Source organism: Leucobacter japonicus (assembly GCF_001273855.1).
GTDB lineage: Bacteria > Actinomycetota > Actinomycetes > Actinomycetales > Microbacteriaceae > Leucobacter > Leucobacter japonicus.
Genome location: NZ_JHBX01000079.1, coordinates 190,486 through 216,457, shown reverse-complemented (window position 1 = coordinate 216,457; position 25,972 = coordinate 190,486). Strand labels below are relative to the sequence as shown.

General features: G+C 69.3%; 24 protein-coding genes. 11 read left to right on the top strand and 13 right to left on the bottom strand.

Annotated elements, in window-relative coordinates; all coding sequences use genetic code 11:
- Positions 1-97 precede the first annotated feature (97 nt).
- Positions 98-1,147, top strand: a complete 1,050-nt coding sequence (gene lplAB, locus AMS67_RS03730) for a lipoate-protein ligase LplAB (protein ID WP_053351709.1) — start codon at positions 98-100, stop codon at positions 1,145-1,147.
- Positions 1,148-1,288: 141 nt separating this feature from the next.
- On the opposite strand, the gene AMS67_RS03725 is transcribed toward lplAB, so the two are convergent.
- The 6 genes from AMS67_RS03725 to AMS67_RS03700 form a co-directional block, all read right to left on the bottom strand.
- Positions 1,289-2,260, bottom strand: a complete 972-nt coding sequence (locus AMS67_RS03725; protein ID WP_053386150.1) for a quinone oxidoreductase family protein — start codon at positions 2,258-2,260, stop codon at positions 1,289-1,291.
- A 278-nt stretch (positions 2,261-2,538) separates the two neighbouring features.
- Positions 2,539-3,510, bottom strand: coding sequence for a sugar kinase (locus tag AMS67_RS03720; protein ID WP_241487982.1), 972 nt, complete (start codon positions 3,508-3,510; stop codon positions 2,539-2,541).
- Positions 3,507-4,196 (bottom strand): bifunctional 4-hydroxy-2-oxoglutarate aldolase/2-dehydro-3-deoxy-phosphogluconate aldolase, encoded by a 690-nt coding sequence (locus tag AMS67_RS03715; protein WP_241487981.1) that lies wholly within the window; start codon positions 4,194-4,196, stop codon positions 3,507-3,509. The genes AMS67_RS03720 and AMS67_RS03715 overlap by 4 nt, the downstream gene beginning before the upstream one ends.
- Positions 4,197-4,210: 14 nt before the next feature.
- Positions 4,211-4,966 carry an SDR family oxidoreductase gene (locus AMS67_RS03710; protein ID WP_082305263.1) on the bottom strand — a complete coding sequence of 252 codons (756 nt, stop codon included), beginning with the start codon at positions 4,964-4,966 and terminating at the stop codon, positions 4,211-4,213.
- 1 nt (position 4,967) lies between these two features.
- Positions 4,968-5,981 carry a C-terminal binding protein gene (locus AMS67_RS03705; RefSeq protein WP_241487980.1) on the bottom strand — a complete coding sequence of 338 codons (1,014 nt, stop codon included), beginning with the start codon at positions 5,979-5,981 and terminating at the stop codon, positions 4,968-4,970.
- A 131-nt stretch (positions 5,982-6,112) separates the two neighbouring features.
- Positions 6,113-6,925 carry an IclR family transcriptional regulator gene (locus AMS67_RS03700; protein WP_053386147.1) on the bottom strand — a complete coding sequence of 271 codons (813 nt, stop codon included), beginning with the start codon at positions 6,923-6,925 and terminating at the stop codon, positions 6,113-6,115.
- Between the two features lie 186 nt (positions 6,926-7,111).
- Here AMS67_RS03700 and AMS67_RS03695 point away from each other — a divergent pair, with 186 nt between their 5' ends.
- The 6 genes from AMS67_RS03695 to kduI all read left to right on the top strand — a co-directional run bounded on the left by AMS67_RS03695 (position 7,112) and on the right by kduI (position 13,517).
- A complete protein-coding gene (locus AMS67_RS03695; protein WP_053386146.1) occupies positions 7,112-7,477 on the top strand; it encodes a cupin domain-containing protein in 366 nt (121 codons plus the stop codon).
- A 26-nt stretch (positions 7,478-7,503) separates the two neighbouring features.
- Complete coding sequence (locus AMS67_RS03690) at positions 7,504-9,252, top strand: ABC transporter permease subunit (RefSeq protein WP_053386145.1); 1,749 nt, start codon at positions 7,504-7,506, stop codon at positions 9,250-9,252.
- Between the two features lie 8 nt (positions 9,253-9,260).
- The gene (locus tag AMS67_RS03685; protein ID WP_053386144.1) at positions 9,261-10,373 is read left to right on the top strand and encodes an ABC transporter ATP-binding protein; all 1,113 of its coding nucleotides are present in this window, start codon (positions 9,261-9,263) and stop codon (positions 10,371-10,373) included.
- Between the two features lie 49 nt (positions 10,374-10,422).
- A complete protein-coding gene (locus AMS67_RS03680; RefSeq protein WP_053386143.1) occupies positions 10,423-11,535 on the top strand; it encodes an extracellular solute-binding protein in 1,113 nt (370 codons plus the stop codon).
- A gap of 112 nt (positions 11,536-11,647) precedes the next feature.
- Entirely contained in the window at positions 11,648-12,619 is a 972-nt protein-coding gene (locus AMS67_RS03675; RefSeq protein WP_053386142.1) for a 2-hydroxyacid dehydrogenase, read from the top strand.
- 58 nt (positions 12,620-12,677) lie between these two features.
- Entirely contained in the window at positions 12,678-13,517 is an 840-nt protein-coding gene (kduI, locus tag AMS67_RS03670; RefSeq protein ID WP_053386141.1) for a 5-dehydro-4-deoxy-D-glucuronate isomerase, read from the top strand.
- 158 nt (positions 13,518-13,675) lie between these two features.
- Here the strand turns inward: kduI and AMS67_RS03665 are convergent, their stop codons facing one another.
- Genes AMS67_RS03665 through AMS67_RS03640 form a run of 6 tightly spaced genes read right to left on the bottom strand, consistent with a single transcriptional unit; the run spans position 13,676 to position 20,480 of the window.
- Complete coding sequence (locus AMS67_RS03665) at positions 13,676-14,938, bottom strand: alcohol dehydrogenase catalytic domain-containing protein (protein WP_241487979.1); 1,263 nt, start codon at positions 14,936-14,938, stop codon at positions 13,676-13,678.
- Entirely contained in the window at positions 14,935-15,690 is a 756-nt protein-coding gene (locus AMS67_RS03660) for a phosphonatase-like hydrolase (RefSeq protein ID WP_075201211.1), read from the bottom strand. Before AMS67_RS03660 ends, AMS67_RS03665 begins: the two co-directional genes overlap by 4 nt.
- Positions 15,687-16,886, bottom strand: coding sequence for a TIGR03364 family FAD-dependent oxidoreductase (locus AMS67_RS03655; RefSeq protein WP_241487978.1), 1,200 nt, complete (start codon positions 16,884-16,886; stop codon positions 15,687-15,689). The genes AMS67_RS03660 and AMS67_RS03655 overlap by 4 nt, the downstream gene beginning before the upstream one ends.
- Entirely contained in the window at positions 16,883-18,622 is a 1,740-nt protein-coding gene (locus tag AMS67_RS03650) for a PhnE/PtxC family ABC transporter permease (RefSeq protein WP_053386140.1), read from the bottom strand. Before AMS67_RS03650 ends, AMS67_RS03655 begins: the two co-directional genes overlap by 4 nt.
- On the bottom strand, positions 18,619-19,491 hold the full coding sequence (gene phnC / locus AMS67_RS03645) for a phosphonate ABC transporter ATP-binding protein (protein WP_053386139.1): 873 nt from the start codon (positions 19,489-19,491) through the stop codon (positions 18,619-18,621). Before phnC ends, AMS67_RS03650 begins: the two co-directional genes overlap by 4 nt.
- Positions 19,492-19,544: 53 nt before the next feature.
- Positions 19,545-20,480, bottom strand: coding sequence for a phosphate/phosphite/phosphonate ABC transporter substrate-binding protein (locus tag AMS67_RS03640; RefSeq protein WP_053386138.1), 936 nt, complete (start codon positions 20,478-20,480; stop codon positions 19,545-19,547).
- Between the two features lie 178 nt (positions 20,481-20,658).
- On the opposite strand from AMS67_RS03640, the gene AMS67_RS03635 reads away from it, so the two are divergent.
- Positions 20,659-21,426: a GntR family transcriptional regulator gene (locus AMS67_RS03635; RefSeq protein ID WP_075201210.1), complete on the top strand. Its 768-nt coding sequence runs from the start codon at positions 20,659-20,661 to the stop codon at positions 21,424-21,426.
- 123 nt (positions 21,427-21,549) lie between these two features.
- Here AMS67_RS03635 and AMS67_RS03630 read toward each other — a convergent pair whose 3' ends face one another.
- Positions 21,550-22,773: an MFS transporter gene (locus AMS67_RS03630; protein WP_241487977.1), complete on the bottom strand. Its 1,224-nt coding sequence runs from the start codon at positions 22,771-22,773 to the stop codon at positions 21,550-21,552.
- A 107-nt stretch (positions 22,774-22,880) separates the two neighbouring features.
- Here AMS67_RS03630 and AMS67_RS03625 point away from each other — a divergent pair, with 107 nt between their 5' ends.
- From AMS67_RS03625 to AMS67_RS03615, 3 genes are all read left to right on the top strand, one after another.
- The gene (locus AMS67_RS03625; RefSeq protein WP_053386136.1) at positions 22,881-23,444 is read left to right on the top strand and encodes a TetR/AcrR family transcriptional regulator; all 564 of its coding nucleotides are present in this window, start codon (positions 22,881-22,883) and stop codon (positions 23,442-23,444) included.
- A gap of 48 nt (positions 23,445-23,492) precedes the next feature.
- Positions 23,493-24,455 carry an Lrp/AsnC family transcriptional regulator gene (locus tag AMS67_RS03620; protein WP_053386135.1) on the top strand — a complete coding sequence of 321 codons (963 nt, stop codon included), beginning with the start codon at positions 23,493-23,495 and terminating at the stop codon, positions 24,453-24,455.
- An 87-nt stretch (positions 24,456-24,542) separates the two neighbouring features.
- A complete protein-coding gene (locus tag AMS67_RS03615; protein WP_053386134.1) occupies positions 24,543-25,955 on the top strand; it encodes an amidase in 1,413 nt (470 codons plus the stop codon).
- Positions 25,956-25,972 lie beyond the last annotated feature (17 nt).

Genomic DNA, 25,972 nt, shown 5'->3' with positions numbered 1-25,972 from the left:
AAGTTACCCCGATCCGGGGCGGGGCGGGCTGCGGCGCGGCGGCACGGAGATGAGCTAGGCGGAGGCGCACCCACAGGCGTACCCTGAAACCATGAGCATGCACGGCGAGTACAAGGTCCCTGGCGGCAAGCTGGTGGTCGTCGACTTCGACGTCATCGACGACCGCATCCGCGACTTCCGCCTCTCGGGCGACTTCTTCCTGGAGCCCGACGACGCGCTCGGCTGCATCAACGAGGCGATCGAGGGGCTGCACCCGAACGGCACCATCGAGGAGTTCTCGACTGCGATCTCGGCGAAGCTGCCGAGCGAGGTGCACCTGCTCGGATTCACTCCCGACTCGGTCGGGGTGGCGATCCGCCGCGCCGTCACCGGGGCCGCGCACTGGCGCGACTACGACTGGCAGATCATTCACGAACCGCCCATCGCTCCCGTACTCAACGCCGCGCTCGACGAGGTGCTGACCGCCGCCGTCGGCGAAGGGCTGCGCGGGCCGACCCTGCGCATCTGGGAGTGGAACGAGCCCGCCGTATTCATCGGCAGCTTCCAGTCGGTGAAGAACGAGGTCGACGAAGAACAGGCGGCCGCGCGACACGCACGCATCGTGCGCCGCATCTCGGGTGGCGGGGCCATGTATATGGAGCCGGAGGCGTGCATCACGTACGCACTGTACGTTCCGGGCGAGCTCGTGCGCGGCATGAGCTTCGCCGACTCGTACGCCTACCTCGACGAGTGGGTGCTCGAGGCGCTCAAGTCGCTCGGCATCGACGCCGTGTACAAGCCGCTCAACGACATCACGAGCCCGCACGGCAAGATCGGCGGGGCCGCGCAGAAGCGCCTCGGTTCGGGCGCCGTGTTGCACCACGTCACGATGGCCTACGACATGGATCCCGAAGCCATGACCCAGGTGCTGCGCATCGGGCGCGAAAAGCTCTCGGACAAGGGCACCGCCAGCGCGCAGAAGCGGGTTGACCCGCTGCGCAGCCAGACCGGACTGCCGCGCGAAGAGATCATCGAGAAGATGATCGAAGTGTTCAAGCGTCGCCACGGCGGCACCGAGGGCGAAGTCACCGAGGGCGAATGGGATGCCGCCGAGCGCCTCGTCGAGCAGAAGTTCACCACCGAAGCCTGGATTCGGCGGGTGCCGTAGGGAGGCCGGTGCTCGCGGGCCGCGCGGCTGTCCCCATCACCGAGTTCCCCCTGTGACGCCGAAACACCGTCCACGTTCGAGATATCAGCGGTGTCTCAGCACAGCAGCGGTGACTCGGCTCGACGGCAGCGGACCACAGCCCTACGGCTCGAGAATCACCTTGCCGGTCGTCGCACGCGACTCGAGCTGGGCATGCGCGTACCCGGCCTCCGACAGCGGAAAGCGCGCGCCGATGCGGAAATCGAGCGCACCCGCGGCAATCGCATCGAAGAGCTCGCGGTAGCGCCAAGCGCGCTCCTCGGGAGTGAGCAAGAAGTGACCCATTGACGGGCGCGTCACGGTGAGGGATCCCCCAGCGTTCAGTCGCTGCAGGTCGAACGGAGGCACTGGGCCGCTGGCACCGCCGAAGAGCACGAGCGTGCCGCGCACGCGAAGCGCCGACAAGGAGTCGTCGAACGTGCGCGCGCCGACCCCGTCGTAGACCACGGCGACGCCCTCGCCGCCGGTGAGTTCGCGCGCCCGCGCTGCGAAATCGTCGTAGTCGAACACCTCGCTAGCGCCCGCAGCCAAGCTGAGCTCGCGCTTCTCGGGCGTCGAAACGGTGGTGAACACGCGCACGCCGCGCGCGACGAGCAACTGCGTGAGCAGCAACCCGACGCCACCCGCACCGGCGTGCACGATCACCGTGTCACCGGTCTGCGGCTGAGCGGCCGAGGTCGCGAGATAGTGCGCGGTCAGTCCCTGGAGCGGGATCGCCGCGGCCACATCGGCTGCGATCCCCTCGGGCACGTGCACCGCTTTCTCGGCGGCGACGACGAACCGCTCCGCATACGTGCGCGACGCCTCCGCTGTGGTGACCAGGTCTCCGACCGCATAGCCCTCAACGCCCTCGCCGATCTCGAGCACGACGCCCGCGCCCTCGCCACCCGGCGTGAAGGGATACTCGACCGGGTAGAGCCCCGACCGCTGGTAGGTCTCGATGAAGTTCACGCCCACGGCGCGCGTCTGCACCAGCAGTTCGCCGGGCCCGGCAACGGGGCTCTCGATCTCGGTGAATTCGAGCAGCTCGGAGCCGCCGGCGTGGGGAACGGTGATGGCGCGAATCGTGGTCATGCGGCCGAGCCTACGCGCCGAACCCCATGCGCCGCATGCGATTGCAATGAAAGTCAGCGGCGAATTCGCTCCGCGCGAAATGCCGCGGCCGGTCCGCGTCGCTGTGCCGCCCAGCCGTCGAATCTGCCGCCGCTGATGTCTCTGCGATCGGGGTAACTTTGAGCCAGTGCGGGCGCGGATTTGAACCGCCGCACTGGTCCGAAGTTACCCCGATCGCATTGGGGGCTGAGCGCGCACGCAGCGGCAGCGGCAGTCGCGGCGACGGCGCAGCAGCCGCGCTACCGCTGCACCGGATCACCTCCGCCGGCGCCGCTCAGTCGCCGCAGGTCGTCGCGCGTCGGCAGGCCCTCCCAGTCGCCGGGCGCGAGGCACGCTGAGGCGCCGGCGGCGACTGCGGTGCGCAGACGTGCTTCGGGCGAGAGGCCACGCACCCGCTCGGCGAGGTACCCCGCGACGAATGCGTCGCCGGCTCCGACGGTGTCGACCACGTCGACCGGTACGGCGGCGACCTCGAACCGTGCACCGTCCACGAGTGCCACGCACCCGTCGGCACCCAGCTTGATCACGGCCTCGGTCGGCCCGAGCACACCCAACCGCGCAGCGAGCTCAGCCGTAGAGCCGCCGCCCACCACCAACTCGGCCTCGTCGTCGCCCGCGAACACGACGTCGGCGAGGGCGACGAGTTCGCGCAGCCGAGCACCCGCCTGCTCCGGCGACCACAGGGCCGAACGGTAATTGAGGTCGATCGACACCGGCACTCCTGCGGCTCGCGCGCGACGCATCGCCGCCTCGACCGCTGCGTCGGCGGATGGCGAGAGCGCCGGCGTGATGCCGGTGACGTGCAGCAGTGCGGCGCCCTCGACGAGCCCGTCGGGGAGGTCGTCTGGGGCGAGTCGTGATCCCGCACTCGCCCGCCGGTAGTAGACGACGCGGGTGCTTCCCGCGGCCGGGTGCTCTTTGAGCATGAGGCCGGTGGGTGATTCGGGATCGCGAATCACGTCGGCACGCACGCCTTCCGCGCGCAGTTCCCGCTCGATCAGATCACCGAGGCTGTCGGCTCCGAGGCGCCCGCACCAGACAGCATCAATGCCGAGACGTCGCACTCCGATCGCCACGTTCGATTCCGCGCCGCCGAACCCGAGCTCGACCGCTCGCTGGGTGGCGAGTCGCCCGACTCCGGCCTGCCGCACCAGTCCCATCGATTCTCCGAGGGTGAGCACGTACGGTTGCTCGGCCACTGCGGCGGTCACGATCCGCTCCGCACGTCGCGGGCGCGAGTGACGAGCTCCTGCGCACGCCGGGTCAGTGCGGCAGGATCGCCACCCCTGAAGGCATCTTGCAGCAGCGGACCGCCCACGCTCACCGCGCAGGCTCCGGCCGCGAGCCACGCCAGGGCGCTCTCGGCGTCGACGCCGCCCGAAGGAATCGCCTCGATCTCGGGGAACGGTCCGCGGAGGTCGCCGAGGTATCCCGGGCCCCAGTGCGATGCCGGAAAGACCTTGACCGCCGTGGCACCGCGCGACCATCCGGCGTGGAGCTCGGTCGGCGTGCAGCCGCCGGGAAACACGGGGAGCCCCGCGCTGACGGCGGCGTCGATCACTTCGGGCACCGTCGTCGGCGTGACGAGATAGCGGGCACCCGCCCCCATGGCCTCGAGCGCCTCGTCGACCCGGGTGACCGTGCCGACGCCGATCTGCGCGTCGTCGCCGAAGCGCTCGCGCAGCGCCGGAAGCTCGGCGAGGGTGCCGGGAGTGCTCAGCGTGATCTCGATGTGCGTGACGCCGCCCTGCAGCAGCGCGTCGATGACCGGCGCATAGTCTGCCGGGGTCGGCGCGCGCAGCACCGCGATGACGGGTGACGCCCGTAACTCCGCGGGCACGAGCAGTCGCGCAGCGTTCATGCGAGTCGTCCCGTTCGCTCCGGTCGCACCGTTCATTCCACTCCCCCCGCTCATCGCGCGAGCCATCCGCCGTCGACCGGCAGTACTGTGCCGTGGATGTACGCGGCGTAGGGCGTGCACAGGTAGACGACCGCGTTGGCGATGTCATCGGGCTCGGCCCAGCGCCCTGCGGGGATGCGCTCGCTGAGCTGCCGAAAGCGTTCGGGGTCGGCGAGGAGCGCCTCGTTCATGTCGGTCTGCACGTATCCGGGAGCAACGGCGTTGACGTTGACGCCGTGCGCCGCCCACTCGTTGCTGAGCGCTTTCACGAGCTGCGCCACAGCACCTTTCGACGCGGCGTAGGCCGGCACCCGAAGCCCGCCCTGAAACGAGAGCAGCGATGCCAGGGTCACAATCGACCCGCTGCCGCGCTCGACCATCCCAGCTCCGAACCCCTGGCTCAGCTGGAAGACGGAGTTGAGGTTCACGGCGAGCACCCGCTCGAAGTCGGCCAGCGGAAAATCGACCGAGTCGTGGCGAATCTGCGTGCCCGCGTTGTTCACGAGAATGTCGACGGCGTCGGCCTCGGCGGTGACCGACTCGATGGCCGCCGCGATCGAGTCGGCGTCTCCGAAATCGACCGTGCGATGCGACAGCGTGCGCCCCGTCTCGACGGCGATCGCGCTGAGCCGATCGGAGTGCGCGCTGCGCTGCAGCGTGATCACGTCGGCGCCGCTGCGCAGCAAGCCGGCAGCGACAGCTTCCCCGATGCCGCGCGACGCTCCGGTGACGACGGCCGTGCGGCCGGTCAGAATCTGGTCGAACATCTCAGGCCTCCTGCCCGGCGTCGACTGCATCGTCTTGGGCCGCGAGCCCCGACGCGTTGACGACATTCGCGCTGGTGCCCGCGGTGCAGACATCGAGAATATTTTCCATCGCTCGCCGCTTGAGCTCGACGAAGGATTCTTCGCTGTACCAGGCGGCGTGCGGGGTGAGCAGCACCTGTTCGAAGCGATGCAGCGGGTGCTCGACGGGCAGCGGCTCCTCCTCGAACACGTCGAGACCGGCTGCGGCGACCCGCCCGGATTCGAGCGCGCGCACGAGCGCCGCGGTGTCCATCACGCCGCCGCGGCACGTGTTGACGAGCTTCACGCCGTCGCGCATCTGCGTGAAAGCATCGTCATCGATGAGGTGCTGGGTCTGCGCGATCAGCGGCAGGTGCAGCGACAGCAGCTCGGCCTGCGCGAGCAGCTCGGCGGGCGATACCACCTCGGTGCCCGACGGGCTCACGCTGCCGGGCGCGAAACGCGGGTCGGTGCCGATGACGCGAAAACCGAGCGCGCGGGCCTTCCGCGCGGTGGCCTCACCGATGAGCCCGAGCCCGTACACCGCGAACGTGGTCGCTGTGAATCGGTGGAGCGGCCGCACCGGGCCGAGATCGGCCTCGCCGCGCGCGAGCCCCGCGTGGAGCGCGGGGAGTCCGCGCAGCACGGCAAGGGCGTGCGCGATCGCGTGGTCGCTCACGTCTTCGGTGCCGTAGTCGGGCACGTTGCACACGGCGACACCGCGACGAGTGGCCGCATCGACATCGACGGTGTCGACGCCCACGCCGTAGCGCCCGACGGCCGCGAGGTCGGGAAGCGCGGTCAGCACCTCGTCGGTGACTGGAGCATATTGGGTCAGGATCGCGTCGGCTCCCGCCGACGCCGCGATCACATCGGCGCTCGTGGTGCACGCGGCGAGCACGAGTTCGTACCCGTACCGCTGCGCCACCTCCCGCTCGATTTCGACACTGCCGTGATCACAGTCGGTGATCACTACGCGACGACTCTGCTGCTGCACTGAAGCCTCCATCGGTGAATGAAATTTGAAACATCATTTCATAAACCGCGAGCTTCGCCAAGCCGTCATTCTGCAGAAACGGTCGCGAAACCCACCTCGACCACGCTGGTCGGGTGTCGAATCGTCAGCGCTCAGGCCTCCGGGGCGCCGAGCACTTGCGAGACGCGCCGCGCCGCGCGGGTCACCAGCTCGCCGAAGCGCTGCTCGTCTTCCTCGGCGACGACCCGTGCCGTCGGGCCTGCAAGGCTGAGCCCTGCGCAGACATTGCCGGAGAAGTCGAAGATAGGTGCCGCGAACCCGCGAATCCCATCGCGATTCTCGCCGTTGTCGATGGCGTAGCCGCGCTCCCGGGTGTGCGCGAGATCGCGATAGAGGGCCTCGAACGTCGTGAGGGTGTTCGGCGTGCGCCCCACGAGCGTGTCGGGCAGGTGATGCTGCCGCACGTCACCGGGCAGCTGCGCGAGGATCGACTTGCCGATGGCGGTGGCGTAGGCCGGCACCGAGTCGCCCACCTTGCTGAAGATGCGAATCGGCTGCGGGCTGTCGACGAGCTCGATATACACGACGTCCTTGCCCGAAAGCACCCCCAGGTGGGCGGTCTCGCCCGTCTCGGTCACGATGTCGCGCAGCACGGGAAGCGCGGCCTTGCGCGTATCGAGCCGACTCAGGTACTCCGATCCGAGCTTCGCCGTGAGCATGCCGAGCGAGTAGACCCCGAGCTCCGCGTCGAAGTGCAGCAGATTGCGTCGGGTGAGCGTGAGCAGCATGCGCTGGGTCGTCGCCTTGCTGTACCCGAGAATGCCCGTGCACTCGGCAAGGGTCACGCCGGGCCGTGGCGCCGACGCGATGTACTCGAGGATGTCGACGGCCTTCTCGAGACTCTGCGTGCCGGTCACGCGCTCGGAAGAGGTGAGTCCGCCTGTCGAAATCACGCGTTCAGTCATTGGATCTCCATCCTCGTTCGTCGGGGTCGGCGCGTCTTCGCGCTGCACCCGCGGTGCTTATCTTACGAACCTGCATCAATCGACACATTCCGCCTTGACATCATTTCACCACTTATGAGACAGTGTTTCAAATTTAAAGCATCAGTCGGCGCATCGCAGCGTCGGCGGCGAAAGGGCTGATACCTCATGACCGCTTTCCTCTTCGATCCGGTCACCCACCAGGGCCTCTCCACGGCCGTGCTCGGCGAGAGCGCCGATCCGAGCCGCGTCATCAGCGGCGAACCGCACGCCTCCGAGCAGATCCTGCACGAAGACGCAGCGATCGAAATCGGCGTCTGGGAGATCACGCCCGGCAGCTTCCACTCGAGCAAGGTCGGGGTCTCCGAGGTCATGTACTTCCTCTCGGGCTCCGGCACGATCACGCGCGAGTCGGGCGAGGTCATCGCCTTCGGTCCCGACACCTACGTCGCACTGCCCGACGGCTCGCACGTCATCTGGGACGTGCACGAGACCGCGCGCAAGATCTACATCATCACGCAGACGCCGGCGTAGCCAGGCCCGCACCCCGAGGATCACCGATGACCCTGAGCACGACCGGGATACCGACCGTTCGCCCACCGCGGCGTTCGCTCTTCGATCCCGCCCGCCTCCCGAAGATCGCCCTCGCCCTCGCGGCGTCGGGCTTCTTCGTGATCTTCTTCTTCTGGCCCCTGCTCGACGTGGTGCTGCGCAGCATCAGCGTCGACGGGGTCATGAGCTGGAGCTCCCCCGACTTCACGTTCGCGCACTACCTGACGATCTTGCAAGACGACTACCTGCACCTCGTCGAGTGGCGCACGATCAAGCTGGCCGTCAACTCCACGGTGCTGGCGCTGCTGCTCGGCTTCCCCACCGCGTACTTCATCTCGCGGCTCCCCGCGCGCTCGGCCGGCGTCGTGCTGCTCCTGATCCTCATCCCGTTCCAGGTCTCGATCGTCGTGCGCCTGTTCGCGGTGACCTCGATCCTGAGCCCGAACGGTCTCCTCAGTCAGGCGAGCCAAGCTCTCGGCGGCGAGCGCTTCTCGCTGCTGTACACGCAGGGCGGCACGCTCGTCGGTACCGTGATGTACCTGCTCCCCTACATGATCCTGATTCTCTACTCGGGCATGACGGGCATCGACCACAACGTGATTCTCGCGGCGAAGACGATGGGGGCTTCGGGCTTCCAGATCTTCGTGAAGGTCTTCCTGCCGCTCGTGCGCACGTCGATCTTGAGCGGTGCGCTGCTCTGCTTCATCCTCGCGCTCAGCTTCTTCATCGTGCCCGCGATTCTCGGCGGGCCGCAGGAGCAGACGGTGGCGGTCTACATTCAGCAACAGATCGACCTGTTCCAGTGGGGTGTGGCTTCGGCGCTCGGCGTCGTGCTGCTCGCGGCCACACTGATCCTGTACGTCGCAGTAATCAGGATCGGCGGAGGGTTCACCGCCCCCGGCATTGGTGGCCAGGCAAAGGGCGTGAGCCAAGAGCAGCGCTTCCGCTGGACCGGCGGCACCATCACGACCGGCATCATCACGCTCGGTTCGCTGCTCGTGCTGCTCGTGCCCGTGCTCATCGTCTTCCCGCTCTCGGTGGGCGAGACGCAGACAGTGGTGTTCCCGCCGCGCGGCTTCACGCTGGAGTGGTACGGCGAAGCGGTCACCACGCGCACCTGGATCAACCCGATCGTGCGCAGTCTGCTCGTCGCGACGCTCACCGGCCTCGCGTCGACGGCGCTCGCGCTCTATCTGGCGCGCGTCGTGCAGACCGCGAAGTCCGAGCGTACGAAGCTGCTCGTCTCGGGTCTTGCGTTCGCGCCGATCATCACCCCGGCGATCCTGCTCGCGATCGGCATCTACGCCGTCGAATTGCGGCTCGACCTCGCCGGCACCATTCCCGGTCTCGTCCTCGCGCACACGCTCGTCTCGTTCCCGCTCGCCTTCGCGATCCTGAACACCACGCTCGCGTCGCGCGGCCTCGACCTCGAGACCGCGGCGTGGACGATGGGGGCGTCGCGCATCTCGGCGTTCTGGACGGTGACGGTGCGCGGCATGATCCCGGTACTGCTCTCTGCGTTCGGGCTCGCCTTCGTCACCTCATGGGATGAGGTCGTGCTGGCGCTCTTCCTGCAGACCGGTCCGGTGAAGACGCTGCCCGTCACCATCTACCAGTACCTGGAGAGCGGCATCGTGCCGACTGTCCCGGCGATCGCGGCACTGCTGACGCTGCTCGTCGTCGCCATCATCGTCTCCCAGCGCATCATCCAGTCACGACGGGCCGCACGCGCCGCCGTCGCGGCCGACCAGAAATGAGGACCGGCATGTCTGCCACCCACGCACCCGCGCAGCCCGGCGGCAAGCGCGGCGAGGTCATCGTCGACCAGATCACCTGCGATTTCAGCGGTACTCGCGTGCTCCACGCCACCGATCTGACGGTCGAGGCCGGTGAGTTCTTCACGCTGCTCGGGCCCTCGGGGTCGGGCAAGACCACACTGCTGCGCATCATCGCGGGCCTCATCGATTTCACGTCGGGACGCATCGCGATCGATGGCAGCGACGTGACGCAGTTGCCGACGCAGCAGCGCGACCTCGGATTCGTCTTCCAGAACTACGCGCTCTTCCCGCACCTCACGGTCGCGCAGAACATCGCGTTCGGCCTCAAGATTCGCAAGATCCGGGGCGCTGCGCTCGCGAAGCGCGTCGACGAGATGCTCGAGCTCACCGAGCTGGGGGCGTTGCGGGATCGCCATCCTGCACAGCTCTCCGGCGGCCAGCAGCAGCGCGTCGCCCTGGGCCGCGCGCTGGCGCAGCGTCCGCGCGTGTTGCTGCTCGACGAGCCGCTCGGCGCGCTCGATCGACGGCTGCGGCAAGATCTCGGTTCGGAGATCCGCCGCATTCAGCAGGAGTCGGAGACCACGGCGATCTACGTCACGCACGACCAGGAGGAGGCGTACATCCTGTCGGATCGCATGGGCGTCATGGAGGCCGGCCATATTCGGCAGGTCGGCGCTCCGCGCGAGGTCTACAGCGCCCCCAACAGCGACTTCGTCGCGAACTTCCTCGGCGAGACCAACACGTTCCGCGCCGAGGTGCTCGAGCAGGGCTCACGGGGCACGATCGTGCGCAGCGGCGACTTCGTGCTGACCGCGTCCGCGAGCCCCGAGCTCGCCGCGGGCACCGCCTGCACGCTGAGCGCCCGACCCGAACAGATTCGTCTGAGCGCTGAGGCCGACGTACCAACTGGCTACGAAGCCGTGGCCCGCGTCACCGTGACCGATGCCCGCTTCTTCGGGCAGACCATCCGTGTGCGTCTGGCTGACGACCACGGCACCTATCTCGTGGACCTCGACAGTGCCGAGGCGATCCCCGAGGTCGGCACCCCCACCGTCATGAGTGTGCGCGCCGGTGGCGCCGTACTCCTGCCGGCCGCCTAACTCCATCCCCCACCCCGCACCACACATGCATCCAAGGAAGGACCTGCATATGCGTTCCACACTCACCCGCACCGCCTCGCTCGGTGCACTGACCCTCGCCGGCGCACTCGCGCTGACGAGCTGCGCCGGCGCCGATTCCGGCTCCGATTCGGGCTCGGGCTCCGCTGACGGCGCCGATCTCTCGGGCGAGATCCTCTTCTACGACACCAGCGGCGGCGACGTCTGGGAGGGCCTCAACGACACGCTCTTCGCCGACTTCACGGAGCAGACCGGTGTCACCGTCGTCGACGACTACAACGAGGCCTCGACCAAGTTCTTCGCCGGTGCGCAGAACGGCGCCGTCGACTGGAGCCTCGTCTTCCTCCCCTCGCTGAGTGACGCACAGCAGGCCGCCGACGAGGGCTACCTCGCCGACATCGACACGAGCATCGTGCCCGTCGATCAGCTCGTCGAGGGCACCTACTCGAAGACGGGCATCGAGGTCGGCACGTTCGGCATGGTGCTCGCCTGGAACACCGATACGTGGCCGCTCGACGGCGATCACCCCGAGAACTGGGAAGATCTCTATGACACGGCGAAGTTCCCCGGCCAGCGCTGCCTCTTCAACAACCCGCAGTACGGGTGGACCCTCGAGTCGGCGCTGCTCGCCGATGGCGTCGCACCCGACGACCTGTACCCGCTCGACACCGATCGCGCGCTCGACAAGCTGGGCACGATCAAAGACAGCGTCACGTGGTGGTCGAGCGGCGCGCAGTCGATCGAGAGCTTCGAGAACGGCTCGTGCGATCTCGGCATCGTGTGGGCGAACCGCGCGTTCACCGCGAGCCAGAACGGCTTCCCGATCTCGGTCAGCTGGGATCAGGCCGGCTACGCGAACAGCGTGTGGGCGATTCCTGCGGATGCCCCGAACCCCGAGGCGGCGCAGCACCTGCTGAAGAGCGTCATCGAGAACACCGAGGGCCAGATCGCCTTCGCGTCGAAGGTGCCCACGCCGATCCCCGCATCGAGCACCGGGGTCGCCGTGAGCGACTTCCCCGAAGACATCCAGCCGTTCCTGCCGGTTGGCGACAACACGAAGACGGCGATCACGCTCGACGCCGATTACTACAAGGAGAACAACGCAGCGTTGACCGACCAGTTCAACCGCTGGGTCGCACAGTGATCCTGTTGCTCGACAACTCAGTCGCGCAGTAATGAGCCGCGGGGCTCCGGGCCGACCCGCCCAGCGGCCCGGAACCCCGCACCACCCCCCACCCCGAACGAAAGGGAACCCCGTGAGAATCGTCTGCATCGACGGAGAATCGCAGTACGCCGACATCGTGCGCCGCGATGTCATCGCTCCGCTCGCCGAAGCCGGCCACCAGCTCGACTGGTTCGAGGAGCACTTCGCCGACGCCGAGGCGACCATCGCCCGCGCGCAGGGCTACGACGCCGTCTACATCATCGGCGATCAGGGCCCCCTGCCCGCCGGCTTCCTCGCCGGGGTGCCCGGGCTGCAGCTGGTGAGCTTCGTCGGCACCGGTGCGCACCGCTTCGTCGATGTGGCCGAGGCCGAGCGCCTCGGCATCACTGTGACGAACGTGCCCGACTTCGCCAGCCGCAGCGTGGCCGAGCACGCGATCGCACTGCTCTTCGCAGTCGCCAGGCGCGTGCCTGAGGGCGACCGCATCGTGCGCGCCGGCGAGTGGGCGAAGCACCAGGGGCTGAAGCTCGCCGGCCGCACGCTCGGCGTCGTCGGCACCGGGGCGATCGGCCGCGAGGTCATTCGCATCGGGGCGGCGCTCGGCATGGATGTCGTGTTCTGGAACCGCACCGAGCGGCCCGAGATCGAGGCTGAACTGCCCGGCCGCCGGGTAACGCTTGACGAGCTCTTCCGCAGCAGCGACGCTGTCTCGCTGCACCTGACGCACACCCCCGAAACCGAGGGCATCGTCTCGGCCGAGCTGCTCGCGCTGCTCCCCGAGCGCGCGATCGTCATCAACACCGCTCGTGATGAGGTGTTGGATCGCGATGCGCTCTTCGCCCTACTCCGCGAGGGGCGGCTCTTCGGTGCCGGGCTCGACGTCTTCGAATCGGAACCGCCGCAGCTCGATTCCTTGCCCATCGACCTGCCGAACCTCGTGCTCACCCCCCACATCGGCTTCCACACCGACGAGGCAGACGACGTCTTCGCCATCGCCGGTCGCAACATCGTCGCGTTCGCCGACGGCGCTCCGCGCAACATCGTGCGCAGCGCGCACGTCTGACCCGCCTCGCTTCCGCCTCCCCCAGCCCGCGCACCAGCGCTACGAGAAAGTTCACCCCATGGAAATCCGTCACGCCACCCATCCCGACGAACTCAGCGGCATGAGCGACGAGCAGATCCGCGCCCGCTTCGTGATCAGCGACCTCTTCGTCCCCGGCCGGCTCAAGGCCGTCTACAGTCATGAAGATCGCATGGTGCTCGGCGGGGTCAGCCCGATCCCGGGCACCGCCGTCGCCCTCGAGAACTTCGCCGATCTGCGCGCGGAGTACTTCTGCCAGCGACGCGAACTCGCCATCACGGCACTGAGTGGATCGGGGCACGCCGTCGTCGACGGCACCCGCTACCCGCTGGCACGCATGGATGTGCTGTACGTGGGTCGCGGCGCCCGCGACATCTCGTTCGAGGCCGACGTTGTCGACACCCGCTTCTTCCTCTCGTCAGCGGTATCGCACAGCGCCTACCCGACGACGCTGATTCCCGCGGCCGAAGCCCTCACCACGGAGACCGGCGAGCAGGAGCACGCCAACCGGCGCATCGTGCGCAAGCACATCCACGAAGACGGGGTGCGCAGCAGCCAGCTCGTGCTCGGCATCACCGCGCCCGAACCCGGCAACGTGTGGAACAGCATGCCGCCGCACACCCACGACCGCCGCACCGAGGTCTACGTCTACTTCGATCTCGACGAGGGCGAGCGCCTGTTCCACTTCATGGGTGTGCCCGGGCAGACGCGTCACGTCGTGCTGCGCAACGGCGACGCCGTCATCTCGCCGGCCTGGTCGATGCACTTCGGCGCGGGTACGACGAACTACTCGTTCCTGTGGGTGATGGCGGGCGAGAACCAGGCCTTCGCCGACATGGATCAGATCTCGGTGCCGCAGTTGGCGGGCGCCGCGGCCTGACGTCGCCGCCGCGGCCATCGCGGCGCGTCTGCGAGGCGGCGGCACGCCGCCTCGTGGCAGCGGGGTCACTGTTGGAGTGTGTCGGCGTAGCCGCACTGTCCAAAAGTGACCCCGCTGCCATTGCGTTTGGAGCAGAGGAGCGGCGCAGCGGCAGCAGCCTACGGGCGCACCGCCACGCGCACCTCGCGCTGCTCCGCCGCACGAGCGACCGCGGCGTCGAGGTCGGTCAGCGCGAACTCGGCGCCGACCAACTCGGCGAACGGGTAGTCGCGCCAGTGTTCGGTCACGAACGCGACTGCCCCGACGAGGTCGGCGGGCGCGTAGTTGTGCACGCCCGAGATCGTGACGAGCCCGCGCACGACGCGCTCGGGCACGACCGGCACGGGGTCGGTCGGAAACACGCTGCCCACCCACACCGCTGCGCCTCCAACGGAGACCGCGTCGAGCCCCGCGGCAACTGCGGCCGGAGCCCCCGACGCGTCGATGACGACGTCGAACGACCCGGGTTCGAGCGCATCGCGCGCGGGCGCGCAGACCTCGGCTACTCCGAAGCGTCGCGCCCAGGCGCGTCGGCCGGGGTCGGGGTCCGAGACGGTCACCGAGGCACCTCGCTCGGTCGCCATCGCCGCGAGTGCGAGCCCGATCAACCCGCCGCCCGTCACGAGCACCGACGCCGGCGGCACGCCGATGTCGCCCGCGATCGGCACGGTGCGCGCCGCAGCGGCGAGTGCCGCCCACGCGGTGGCGATCCCGCAACTCACCGGGGCGAGCACCTCGGCCGGCACGTCGTCGGCGACCCGCACCAGCCCGGTGCCCGAGAGCACGTGCACGTGGGTCGCGAACCCGCCGCTCAGTTCCCACCGCGTGCCGAGCGCCCCGGCCGCACCGAATCGCGCGTGCCCGTACTTGCGCAGCGTGCGGCATTTCTGTGTGAGCCCGCGCAGGCAGCGGTCGCACTCGCCGCAGTGCACCGCGATCTCCCAGACGATGCGGTCGCCGACTGACACCTCTGAGCCGTCGAGGTACTGCGCTGTTCCGCCGATCCGCTCCACCCAGCCGACGGCTTCGTGGCCGAGCACGAGGGGCACGGGTTCTTGGCGGTGCCCGTGGGTGGTGTGCACGTCCGATCCGCAGACCGTCGCGAGCTCCACTCGCACGAGCACGTCGCCGGCACCGAGCGAGACCCGCGTGACGTCGCGGAGCTCGTGCGCGCGACCCGGGGCATGGAAGAGCATGGCCGAGGCGGCAGGGGTACCGGGAATCTCGGGATCCGCGGACACCTCAGCAGCAGTGCCGCCCCCAGCGGCAGCAGCCCCAGCAGCACCAGCCGATGTCGCAGCCGCAGAACCGGCGATGCGGGCGGCACGCCCTGCCGAGCGCGCCTTCCCGGTGCCGGATCGCGCGGCCGCGATGCTGGTCATCGTGCCAGGGCCGCCGCAGCGTGACCGAATACGCGGGTCTCGCGCAGTCCGGTGAGGTCGGCGAGCACGGCGTCGGGGCCGGCGGCTTCGAGTGTCGCGCGGTCGTGGGCTCCGCTGAGCACGCCGGCGACGAACCCGGCACCCGCCCGGCGGCCCGAGGCGATGTCGCTCGCGGTGTCACCGATCACGGCGACCCGGTCGACCGAGTGGGTGTCGGTGCGCATGAGGGCGGCGAGCACGAGGTCGGGGGCGGGGCGGCCGCGGCGGGCGTCGATCGGCGAGAGGGCGACGTCGACGAGGTAGTCCCATCCGAGTCCGTCGAGGATCGCATCGCGGGTCGCCGGGGCGAACCCGGTGGTGAGCGCCACTTTGAGCCCGGCGTCGCGCAGTGCGGCGATCGTGTCGGCGGCGCCCGGAATCTCTTCGACCCCCTCCGCCTCGACGAGTTCGCCGTAGGCCGCTTCGAAGGCGGCGTTCGCTTCGGCGGCGAGTTCGGCGTCACCGCCGGCGAGGTGCGTGAAGACGTCGATCTTCGACTGGCCCATGGTGTGCCGCACGTAGTCGAGCGCCTCCTCCCACGGCATGCGCGAGGCGACGCCGGTGCGCTCGTTCGCACGGGTGAAGGCGCGTTCGACGACGCCGTCGTCGCGCACCGTCGTGCCGGCCATGTCGAGCACCACGAGTTCGATCGGAGCGACGACGAGGCCGGCGCTCGCGTCAGTGGGTACGCCGGAGGTGTCGAGTGCAGTCATGAGTGTTCCTGTTCTACGGGGGTGAAGGCGCCGGTATCCGGGGAGTCGAGCGCGGGAAATGGCTGGTCGGTCGCGGCGGCGACCGCGTGCTCGGCGAACCCGAGCCCGCAGGTCATGCCGATGCCGGTGGTGACGGCGATGACGTGCACCCCGGGCTCGACCTCGCGACGCAAGAAGTCGTTCGGGGCGCTCGCGTAGACGCCCTGCCAGCGTTCGATGACGCGGGGAGCCGGCACGCCGAACAGCGCTTGTGCCTCGTCAAGGATCGCCTGCTGCGCGTCTTCCGACTGGAACGGCGAGGCCACTGTGTCGCGCACGTGCGTGTCGCCGAGCAGCAGGCTGCCGTCGGGCAGCTGCGTATACATCTGGTTCAGGTCGATGGCGGCGAGGTCGGGGCGTTCACGGTGCAGACGCTCGCGCACGGGCGCGGCGGCGTCGAGCCCGGCGAACCGACCGTATCGCACGAGCGACCAGCCGGTGAGCAGCGGGGCGTCGAGCGGCCGGGCGAGCTCGGCCTGCACCCGCATCATGTCGAGTGCGCACCGCTCGACCTCGGCCGATTCGGCGAGTTCGGGCAGCAACTGGTCGATGTCGTGGCCGACGGCGACGATCACGGTGCCCGCCGAGATCGTGCCGCGGGTGGTCTCGACGCGGCCGGTCGCGACCGCGGTCACCGCGGTGCGCATGCGGAATTCGACGCCGAGACCCGCGAGGTGCGCGGCGATGCGGTCGGCCGCGATGCGCGGGTTCGTCTGCAGGTCGGTCTCGATGACACCGCCGCCTACGGCGACGCCGGGAGCGATGGGGGCGGCCGCCGCGATCTCGGCGGCATCGAGCAGCCGGATCCCTCCGCCGGTGCCGGCCGCAGCTTCGATGAGCGCGAGCTCGTCGGCGTGCCGCGCCGCAATGAGCGTGCCCGATTCGCGCAACCAGAAGTCGGCATCGCGCGACAGTCGCAGCCACAGCTCGCGCGCCGCGTCGGCGCACCCGCGCGCCTCACCGGTCTGCGCGCCGATGCACAGGTGCCCGAAGTTGCGAATCGTCGCGCCGGTGATGCGTGAGCCGCGGTCGATCACGACCACGCTCAGGCCGCGGCGCACGGCCGCATAGGCCGCACCGAGGCCGACGATCCCCGAACCGACCACGGCGACATCGAAGCCGCCGCGAGGCACCGATCCGGCAGCGCCCGATCTCACCGCAGCGCCTTCCGCATCCACATCGCGAGACCCTCGACGACGAGCACGACCACGAGAATCATGAGCACGATCGACCCGACGAGCTGGTAGTTCGACCCCTGACCCGCGTTCAGCAGGTAGTAGCCGACGCCGCCGCCGCCGACGATGCCGAGCAGCGTCGCGGCGCGAATGTTCGTGTCGAGCAGGTAGAAAGTGTGCCCGATCAGCGCCTGCGCACCCTGCGGCACTGTCGCCCCAAAGTACATCTGCGTGCGCGTCGCACCGCCCGCGATGAGCGCCCGCTCGGGCCCGCGCGGCACCTCCTCGAGCGAGTCGGCGATGAGCTTGCCGAGCAACCCGATGCCGCCGAACGCGAGGGCGATGGTGCCCGCCTGCGCGCCGAGGCCGGTGATGACGATGAGCACGATCGCGAGAATCAACTCGGGGATGCCGCGGATACCGACGAGCAGCAAGCGGAAGCCGGATCGCGTCGCCGCATTCGGCGCGACGTTGCGGGCGGCGAGCGAGCCGATCACGATCGACGCGATGCAGGTCAGCAGCGTGGCGGCGAGCGCGATCTCGACGGTCTCGATCATGGCGCCGAAGATCGTCGCGAAGCCGTAGTTGCCGAAGTTCGGCGGCCAGAACGACGCCGCGACTGGCGGCACCTTGGCCCAGAACGTGACGAAGTCGCCCCAGTTGATGTTGCTGACGACCACGCCGGCGACGACGACCGCGACCGCGATCCACGCGGCGGCGGTGTTGCGGATGCGGGTGCCCGTCCAGGGGCGGCGCATCGCCGCGTCGACGGAGATGAAGCGGCGGCTCGGCGCCGAGATGCGGAGGGCGCGGCCCGATCCGGCGTTGCCTGCACCCGCGGGCCCCGAACCGGCACGACGCAGCAGCTTCACGAAGACGCCGCGACCGGCCTGCTCGCCGAGCATGCTCACGCGCACCGCGCTCGAGATGATCTCCATGACAACGCACAGGATGAAGATGACGAGGGCGATGCCGAGGCCGAGGCCGTAGTTCAACGACTTGAACGCGTACGACATCTGCAGGCCGAGGCCCGCGACGCCGACGTAGCCGAGCACCACCGAGCCGCGCAGGTTGATGTCGTTGCGGTGCAGCACGGTGGCGACCCACGAGGGCATCACCTGGGGGAGGATGCCGACCGTGAACTCCTGCATCTTCGACCCGCCGGCGGCGCGCACGGCGCGGCGCGGGCCCTCGTCGATCTGCTCGATCGCGTCGGCGAACATCTTCGAGATCATGCCGATCGAGTGGATGCCGATCGCCAGGATGCCGGGCAGAGCGCCCAGCGAGAACAGCAGCACGAACACCATCGCGAGCACCACGTCGGGCATCGCGCGGGTGAAGACGCCGACGAAGCGGGCGAACGCGCGCCAGCCGGGCCCGGGGGTCGTGTTCTCGGCGGCCAGGTAGGCGATCGGCACCGAGAGCACCGCGGCGAGCACGGTGCCGGTGAGCACGAGGCCGACCGTGAGCACGGTGAGCTGCAACAGCTCCATCGGTTCCGGGAACTTGAGGGAGCCGACACGCTCGAAGAAGCGCTCGGCGTTCGACGCGCTCTCGAGCATCCCAGGGATGGAGATGTTGACGCGCGTCAGGGCGAAGATGGCGAGCACGAGCAGGATCACCAGGGCGATGCCCGCGGCCGTGCGCTGCGGGTCGCGCTTGCGTTCAGGAGCCCGACCCAGCAGGTCGGCGCTCTTCGGCGAAAGCGTGAGCGTCATCGCACGAGCTCCGGCTCGCCGGCGGACTCGGTGCGCTTCGCGGCCACGGCTTCAGCGCTACTCGCCTCGTGCAACTCGCGCGAGACGGCCTCGAGCTCGGCGGTGGAGGTGGCCACGCGGCCGTAGATCTCCATGACCTCGGCGCGGGTCAGACCCTCTGCGGGGAGATCGAGCACTCGGGCGCCGTGGCGCAGACCGACGATGCGATCCGCCCACGAAATCGCGAGATCGACCTGGTGCAGGCTGCACACCACGGTGAGCCCGTCGGCGGCGGCGATCTCGCGAATGAGCGCCATCACCTGATCGCTCGACTCGGGATCGAGTGAGGCGACCGGCTCGTCGGCGAGCAGCACCTCGGGGTTCTGCATCAGCGCACGGGCGATCGCCACGCGCTGCTGCTGGCCGCCCGACAGGGTGTCGGCCCGCTGATACGCGCGGTCGAGCAGGCCCACGCGGTCGAGGTGACCGAGCGCGCGGTGCTTGAGCTCGCGCGGGTAGCTGAAAAGCCCGAGGCGCGGGCCGCGCAAGGTGCCGAGCGCGCCACTGAGCACGTTCTCGAGCACCGTGAGCGAACCGACCAGTTCGAACTGCTGGAAGATGAAGCCGACCCGGCTGCGCAACTCGCGCAGGCGGCGGCCGCGCAACTGCGGCACCGGCTCGCCGAGCACCTCGACGGTGCCGGCGGTGGGCGTCTCGAGCCCGTTGATGTGTCGCAGCAGCGTCGACTTCCCCGACCCCGAGAGGCCGAGCAGCACGACGATCTCCCCGCGATCGACCCGCAGGTCGACCGCATCGAGCGCGGTGGTCTCGTCATAGCGCTTCGTGAGTCCGGTCAAGCGGAGCACGGGTGCGGTGGGGTTCTCGGTCATGTTGCTGGCCTCTCGGATCCGGGTACGGGGTCAGACGCTGCGGTCAGGCGCGATTACGCCTGGCACTGATCCGCGTTGGTCTCCTTGCAGATGTCGCGGATCGTGTCGTAGTAGGCGTCATCGACCGGCTCGGTCGAGAAGAACGCCGCACGGAACGCGTCGCTGTCGGCGCTGGTGATGCCCGACTCGATGATCTGGTCGATGCTCACCTCGCCCAGGATCTCGGTGAGCTGCGTCTGCAGGTCGGCAGGCAGGGTGCTCGACATGACGATCGGGGCGCCCGGCACCATCGTCTCGCCGATGACCTTCACCTTGTCCGACTTCTCGACCTCGCTGTCTTCGGCGAAGCCCGCCTCGCACTCGACGCCCTCGCCGACCTTCTGCACGCTGACGTCGTGCTTGCCCGCGAAGACCGGGGTAATGTCGGTCTTCGGGTCGATGCCCGCCTTGAGCAGGTTGTAGCTCGGGAAGAGGTAGCCCGAGGTCGACGACGGGTCGACGAAGCAGACCTTCTTGCCCTTGAAGCCGTCGATCGAGGTGATGTCGCTGCCCGCGGGAACGATGGTCTGCGAGTAGTAGCCGGGCTCCTGGCCCTCCTCGGTGACGATCGACGAGATCGGGGTGAGCTTCGCGCCGTTGTTGGTCGCGGTCACGTAGGTGAAGCCCGAGAACGAGGCGACGTCGATCTTGCCGGCGATCGCGCCCTCGATGAGCGCCGCGTAATCGGTCGACTCGTGGTACTCGACGGTCTTGCCGGTCTCTTGCGCGATGTAGTCCATGAGCGGCTGGTAGTTGGTCTCGGTGTCGACCGAGTCGGGCACGACGCCGAAGACGAGCGTGTCGGAGTCGACCGCGAAGGTGCCCTCCGCGCTCGCGCTGCTGTCGTCGCTGCCGGCGGCGTCTGCCGAGCTGGCGCAGGAGACGAGGCCGAGGCCGAGGAATGCGACGGCCGCGAGAGCAGCGGTCGACTTGAGGGCACGAAGCTTCATGATTGCCTTTCACAGGGGTGGAAACGAGCCGCGACTACCCTCGCACCCATGCGCACCGGAAATGTACCTATCTCGCGATGATTCAGCCCCTGTTCACCGTTCACCCGGCGCAATTGAACAGCCGGTGGCCGGTTGTTTACCCGCATCCGCGAGATCGATGCCGAGGTAGACTGCCTATGTGAGCCAAGTTGTCTACATGAGCATCGCCGAGTCGTTACGCGAGCGCATCGCATCGGGGCAGCTCGCCCCGGGCGCCGACGTGCCGACCGAGGCCGAACTCGCCGAGATCTGGGGCACATCGCGCGGCCCCGTGCGCAACGCACTCGCCGCGCTCAAAGCCGAGGGCCTCATCGACACGGGGCGCGGCCGCCCGGCACGCGTCGCCGCCTTCGCCTCGACACAAACGCTCGACGTGAAAGTGCCGTTCACACGGTGGGCCGAGGAGTCGGGCGCCCAGCCCGGAGCCGTCACGCACGAGATCTCGCGCAAGCGAGCCACCGCCCGCACGGCTGCGCAATTCGGCATCGCCGAGGGCGACCCCGTCATCGAGGTGCTGCGGCTCCGCCTGCTCGACGGCAAGCCCACCATGCTCGAGCGACTGGTCTACATCGACGACGTCGGGCCCATGCTCTTCGCGCACGACCTCGACCGCGTCTCCATCACCGAGCTGCTCGCCGCCCATGGCTTTCTGCAGGGCGGTGTCGAGCACGAGATCGACGCGATCGCGGCCGACGCGGTCGACAGCGAACTGCTCGGGGTCGTCGAGGGCTCGCCGATCCTGCGCCTGCATCGCGTTTCACGTGACGCCACGGGGCGCATCACCGAGGTCTCTGACGATCTCTACCGCAGCGACATCGTGCGCTTCACGTTCGCGGCCCCGGGCGCAGTCGGCGCAGCGACCAGGTCGACGAACGGCGGCCAGTACCTCCGCGCCCTGCAGAGCTGACGCGGCGCGGCGGCGGCCCGCCGCACCGCCACCCGCTTCTCTCCGCGAGCGGGGTCACTTTCGGAGGGTGTTGCGGCCTCACAACCCTCCAAAAGTGACCCCGCTCGCACGGATGGTCGGGCGCTACGGCGCCGTCGGGGCGGGTGCCGGATCGCGATCCGGCACCGCAGCCCGCGTCGCCCGCCCGCCCGCGGCCGGGGCGCAGAGCACCGCCAGCAGCACCAGCACCATCGGGGCGAGCAGCGCCCCGCGCAGCGAGACCGCCTCACCGAGCAGCCCGAGCGCGGGCGGCCCGACGAGGAAGGCGATGTAGCCGACGGTCGCCGCGATCGAGACGCGCTTCGCCGCTTCGGGGCCGGAGTCGCCCGCCGCCGAGAGCGCGACGGGGAAGCCCAGGGAGGCTCCGAGGCCCCAGAAGATCACCGCGATGAGCGCGACGAGCCAGTTGTCGACGAGCGACACGGTGAGCAGGCCGATCGCCGCGAAGAGCGCGCTGGCTCCGAGCACCGGACCGCGCCCGAAGCGAGTCACAAAAGCGCCGCCAAAGAAGCGGCCGATGGTCATCGCCGCGGCGAAGATCGCGAACATCGCGGAGCCCCAGGCGGGGTCGAGCCCGTGACCGTCGACCATGATGAGCGGCAGCCAGTCGTTCGCGGTGCCCTCGGCCAGCGCCATGGCGAGCACGATGGCGCCGATCAGCAGCAGGCGACGATCTTTCCAGACGGGCGCGGCAGTCGGCGCACCGTCGCCAGACGCAACCTTGGCAGCGCCGCGTGCGCGCTCGGTCTTGCCGGTCGCCCGCGGCAGGCGCCCGATCGCGCCGATGAACCCGATGAGCGCGATGATGCCGACGATGAGCAGGTGCCAGATCACCGGGAAGCTCACCGCGGTGGCCACGATGCCGGCGGATGCGCCGATCACGGTGCCGAGGCTGAAGAACCCGTGCATCGCCGGCAGGAAGGTGCGGCCGAGTACCCGCTCGACCTCCGCGCCCTCGACGTTCATCGCGATTTCGCTGCCACCCATGCCGAAGCCGAAGAGAAACAGGCCCAGCGCGATGACGATCGGCGACCCGACGACGGTGCCGATGCCGAGCACGGGCATGCAGAGCACGATGCCGGCCATGCCCGCGGCGATCAGCGGGCGGGCGCCGAGCCGCAGCACGAGCGGGCCGCCGGCGAGGATGCCGATCATCGATCCGGCTGACAGCCCGAACAGCACGAAGCCCATCTCGGCTGTCGACGCCCCGATCGCGTCGCGGATCGCGGGCGTGCGCGTCACCCACGAGGCGATGCCCAGCCCGGGAATGAGAAACATGATCGAGAGGGCGATCTGCCGTGCGCGCACTGGCGTGCTCCGTTCTTGCGGTGATACGTGGCGTGATGTGGGTGCGGGATCACCCACCGTGAAACTTGTACGTTCGTACACATGTGGTGAGATGTACGATCGTACACATGACTGATCCCGCGCCGCAACCGCGCACCGCCCGCGGCGAAGATCGCCGGTCGAGCATCATCGCGGCCGCGCTCGACACCATCGTCGAGCGCGGCGTGCACGGCACGAGCCACCGCGTCGTCGCCGAGCGCGCGGGAGTGCCGCTCGGCTCCATGACCTACTACTTCGACGGCGTCACCGAACTGCTCGAAGAGGCCTTCTCGCTGCTGCAGCGGCGCATCGCCGACGAGCACCGAGACGTGCTGGGCTCCGCGCAATCCCGCGATGACGCCATCGACGCCATCGTCGAGCTCATCTCGGGCGACCGCGGCCCGACCCCCGACCAGATGCGCGGTCTCGCCGAGATGTACGCGTTCGCGAACCGCAACGCGCACGTCGCGACCCTCAGCCGCGACTGGCTGTGCGTGACCGCCGACACGCTCGCGCCCCACTTCTCGCGCGACACCGCGGCCGCGCTCGACGCCCTCATGGAGGGGTGGAACCTGCACCGCGCGTTCGTCGGCGCTCCACCCGAGCGCGCGATCGTCGAGCGCGCGGTGCGCGGAGTCGTCGGGGCCGGGTGATCCGGCGGCTACGATGCAAGGAGTACCGCCCGTCGAAAAGGAGACCGCGTGACCGAAGTGCTCTCCGAGCTCGACCGACGCATCGTCGGCGCCCTGCAAGTCGACGGTCGCGCCGCCTGGAGCAGCATTGCGCGCGCACTCGATGAGCCGCTGCGCACGGTCACGCGGCGCGGCAAGGAGCTGCTCGAAAGCGGCATCGTCACCGTTGTCGGGTTGCGCAACCTCGGCCCCACCTGCGTCATCGAGATCGCGTGCACCCCGGCACGCCTGTCGACGCTCGCCGATGAGCTGTCGCAGCACCCCGGCGTGGTCTACGTCTTCACGCTCGCGAATCCCTCACGACTCATCATCGAGGTGCACGAGCAGGCCTTCGACCTCGCCACGATGACGCTCACCGTGATTCCCCAGCACGCGGGAGTCACCGAGGTGTCAGCGACACCGGTGCTGCGCTATTTCAAGACCAATGCGGACTGGCGCCCGGCGATCCTCAGCGATGCCGAAACCGCGCACCTCGGTGCGCCTCGCCGCTCCGAGGAATCGACCGCGAGCCCGCAACCGCTCGACGGCCCCGACGACGCCATTGTCAGTGCACTCGAGCGCGACGGCCGCACGGGCATCGCCGAACTCGCAGATCTCGCCGCGGTGACCGAACCCACCGCGCGCAAGCGGTTGACCGACCTGCAGGAGCGCGGCGCGTTCGCGACTCGCGTCATCATCGACCCCGCCCGCCTCGGCTTCGACGTGGAGACGTGTCTGCGCGTCACCTGCGCCCCGCAGCACGTCGGCCGGGTCGGCGAGGCACTCGCGGCGCTGCCCGAGAGCCGATACGTCGCGCAGTTGCTCGGGGAGCAAGCGCTCATCGCCCACCTCGATGCGCGGGATCTGCCCCACGTGCGCGAACTGCTCGACGGCGACTGGACGCACGACGTGCTCGCGATCAACCCGTCGCTGGTCACACGGGTCACCAAACGCAGTGGTCGCCTTGCCGGTCACCTGGAGGCCAAAAACTAAAGCTTAATATTCCCACTTGGCAAATATCCAAAGTCGTGATTGACTTGCTGACCGTAACAGCAAGTCAACGACGATTGGACGTCTGCCATGGGATCCCTGGCCGAACTCACCGCGACCGAACTCCGCGCCGCCCTCGCCGCGCGCACGGTGAGCGCACGCGACGCGGTCGAGGCGCACCTCGCCCAGATCACTGCGGCACCGGCGGTCAACGCCGTCGTCACCCTGGATGCCGAAGCGGCGCTCCGCCGGGCTGACGAGCTCGACGCGCAGGGACCGAGCGACGACCTCCCGCTCTTCGGGTTGCCTGTCGGCATCAAAGACACGCACGACACCGCCGGGCTGCGCACGACCTACGGATCGATCCGCCACGCCGACCACGTGCCCCAGCGTGACGCCCTCCACGTGCGCCGCATGCGCGAGGCCGGCGCAATCGTGATCGGCAAGACCAACGTGCCCGAGTGGGCCGCCGGGTCGCACTCGGTGAACCGGGTCTTCGGCGCGACCCGCAACCCGTACGCCCTCGACCGTTCGGCGGGCGGCAGCAGCGGTGGCGCAGCAGCCGCGCTCGCCGCTCGTCAGGTCTCGCTCGCCGATGGCAGCGACATGGGCGGATCGCTGCGCAACCCCGCCTCGTTCTGCAACGTCGTCGGTCTGCGTCCGTCGCCGGGCGTCGTACCCGAGGCCGAGTCCGGCAACCTGCTCACCCCGCTCACAACGGCGGGGCCGATGGGACGCACGGTCGATGACGTCGCCCTGCTGCTCTCGGTCATCGGGCGGCCGGATCCCCTCACGCCACGGGCGGCACCGTGGATCGGGGGATGGAATGCCGCGCACGACAGCGACCCCTCGGCGACGCTGCGCGGTCTGCGCGTCGCGTGGGCGCCGACGCTCGGCGGCAGCATTCCGGTCGAGCCCGAGGTGCTCGAGGTGCTCGCCGCCGCGGCGCGCGTCTTCGCCGACCACGGCGCGCACGTCGAGGAGGCGTGCCCAGACCTCACCGGAGCAGCAGACGCGTTCGTGCAGCTGCGCGCCGCGGAGTTCGATGCGGAGTGGGGCGATGCGCTCGACGCCGACCCCGAGGGCTTCAACGACCGCATGACGTGGAACATCCAGCTCGGGCGCACCCTCACGGGCCGCGACCTGATGCGCGCCCAAGAGCGCCAGACCACGCTCATGCGCACCGCCGCCCGCTTCTTCGGCGAGTTCGACGTGCTGCTCGCGCCCGCCGTCACCGTGGCACCGTTCCCCGTCGAGTGGGACTACCCCGAGACCGTCGCCGGCGAACCCCAGCGGCACTACCTCGACTGGATGCGCGCTGCAACCGAGATCACCATGCTCGGCGTCCCCGCGCTGTCGGTGCCCGCCGGATTCACCCCCGACGGGCTGCCCGTCGGCCTGCAGATGGTCAGCGCGTTCGGTGCCGACCTCTCCCTCCTCCGCGCCGCCCGCGCATTCGAGTCGCTGACCGGCCACACGCGCCGGGCCCCGCGTCTGCCCTGACACCCGTTTCATCGCAA

Excerpts from the sequence above, each read along its gene's own strand:
- lplAB (WP_053351709.1), top strand. The coding sequence starts at position 98 with ATGCACGGCGAGTACAAGGTCCCTGGCGGCAAGCTGGTGGTCGTCGAC.
- AMS67_RS03725 (WP_053386150.1), bottom strand. The coding sequence starts at position 2,260 with ATGACCACGATTCGCGCCATCACCGTTCCCCACGCCGGCGGCTCCGAG.
- AMS67_RS03715 (WP_241487981.1), bottom strand. The coding sequence starts at position 4,196 with ATGAACGGTGCGACCGGAGCGAACGGGACGACTCGCATGAACGCTGCG.
- AMS67_RS03710 (WP_082305263.1), bottom strand. The coding sequence starts at position 4,966 with ATGTTCGACCAGATTCTGACCGGCCGCACGGCCGTCGTCACCGGAGCG.
- AMS67_RS03700 (WP_053386147.1), bottom strand. The coding sequence starts at position 6,925 with ATGACTGAACGCGTGATTTCGACAGGCGGACTCACCTCTTCCGAGCGC.
- AMS67_RS03695 (WP_053386146.1), top strand. The coding sequence starts at position 7,112 with ATGACCGCTTTCCTCTTCGATCCGGTCACCCACCAGGGCCTCTCCACG.
- AMS67_RS03690 (WP_053386145.1), top strand. The coding sequence starts at position 7,504 with ATGACCCTGAGCACGACCGGGATACCGACCGTTCGCCCACCGCGGCGT.
- AMS67_RS03685 (WP_053386144.1), top strand. The coding sequence starts at position 9,261 with ATGTCTGCCACCCACGCACCCGCGCAGCCCGGCGGCAAGCGCGGCGAG.
- AMS67_RS03680 (WP_053386143.1), top strand. The coding sequence starts at position 10,423 with ATGCGTTCCACACTCACCCGCACCGCCTCGCTCGGTGCACTGACCCTC.
- kduI (WP_053386141.1), top strand. The coding sequence starts at position 12,678 with ATGGAAATCCGTCACGCCACCCATCCCGACGAACTCAGCGGCATGAGC.
- AMS67_RS03665 (WP_241487979.1), bottom strand. The coding sequence starts at position 14,938 with ATGACCAGCATCGCGGCCGCGCGATCCGGCACCGGGAAGGCGCGCTCG.
- AMS67_RS03660 (WP_075201211.1), bottom strand. The coding sequence starts at position 15,690 with ATGACTGCACTCGACACCTCCGGCGTACCCACTGACGCGAGCGCCGGC.
- AMS67_RS03650 (WP_053386140.1), bottom strand. The coding sequence starts at position 18,622 with ATGACGCTCACGCTTTCGCCGAAGAGCGCCGACCTGCTGGGTCGGGCT.
- phnC (WP_053386139.1), bottom strand. The coding sequence starts at position 19,491 with ATGACCGAGAACCCCACCGCACCCGTGCTCCGCTTGACCGGACTCACG.
- AMS67_RS03640 (WP_053386138.1), bottom strand. The coding sequence starts at position 20,480 with ATGAAGCTTCGTGCCCTCAAGTCGACCGCTGCTCTCGCGGCCGTCGCA.
- AMS67_RS03625 (WP_053386136.1), top strand. The coding sequence starts at position 22,881 with ATGACTGATCCCGCGCCGCAACCGCGCACCGCCCGCGGCGAAGATCGC.
- AMS67_RS03615 (WP_053386134.1), top strand. The coding sequence starts at position 24,543 with ATGGGATCCCTGGCCGAACTCACCGCGACCGAACTCCGCGCCGCCCTC.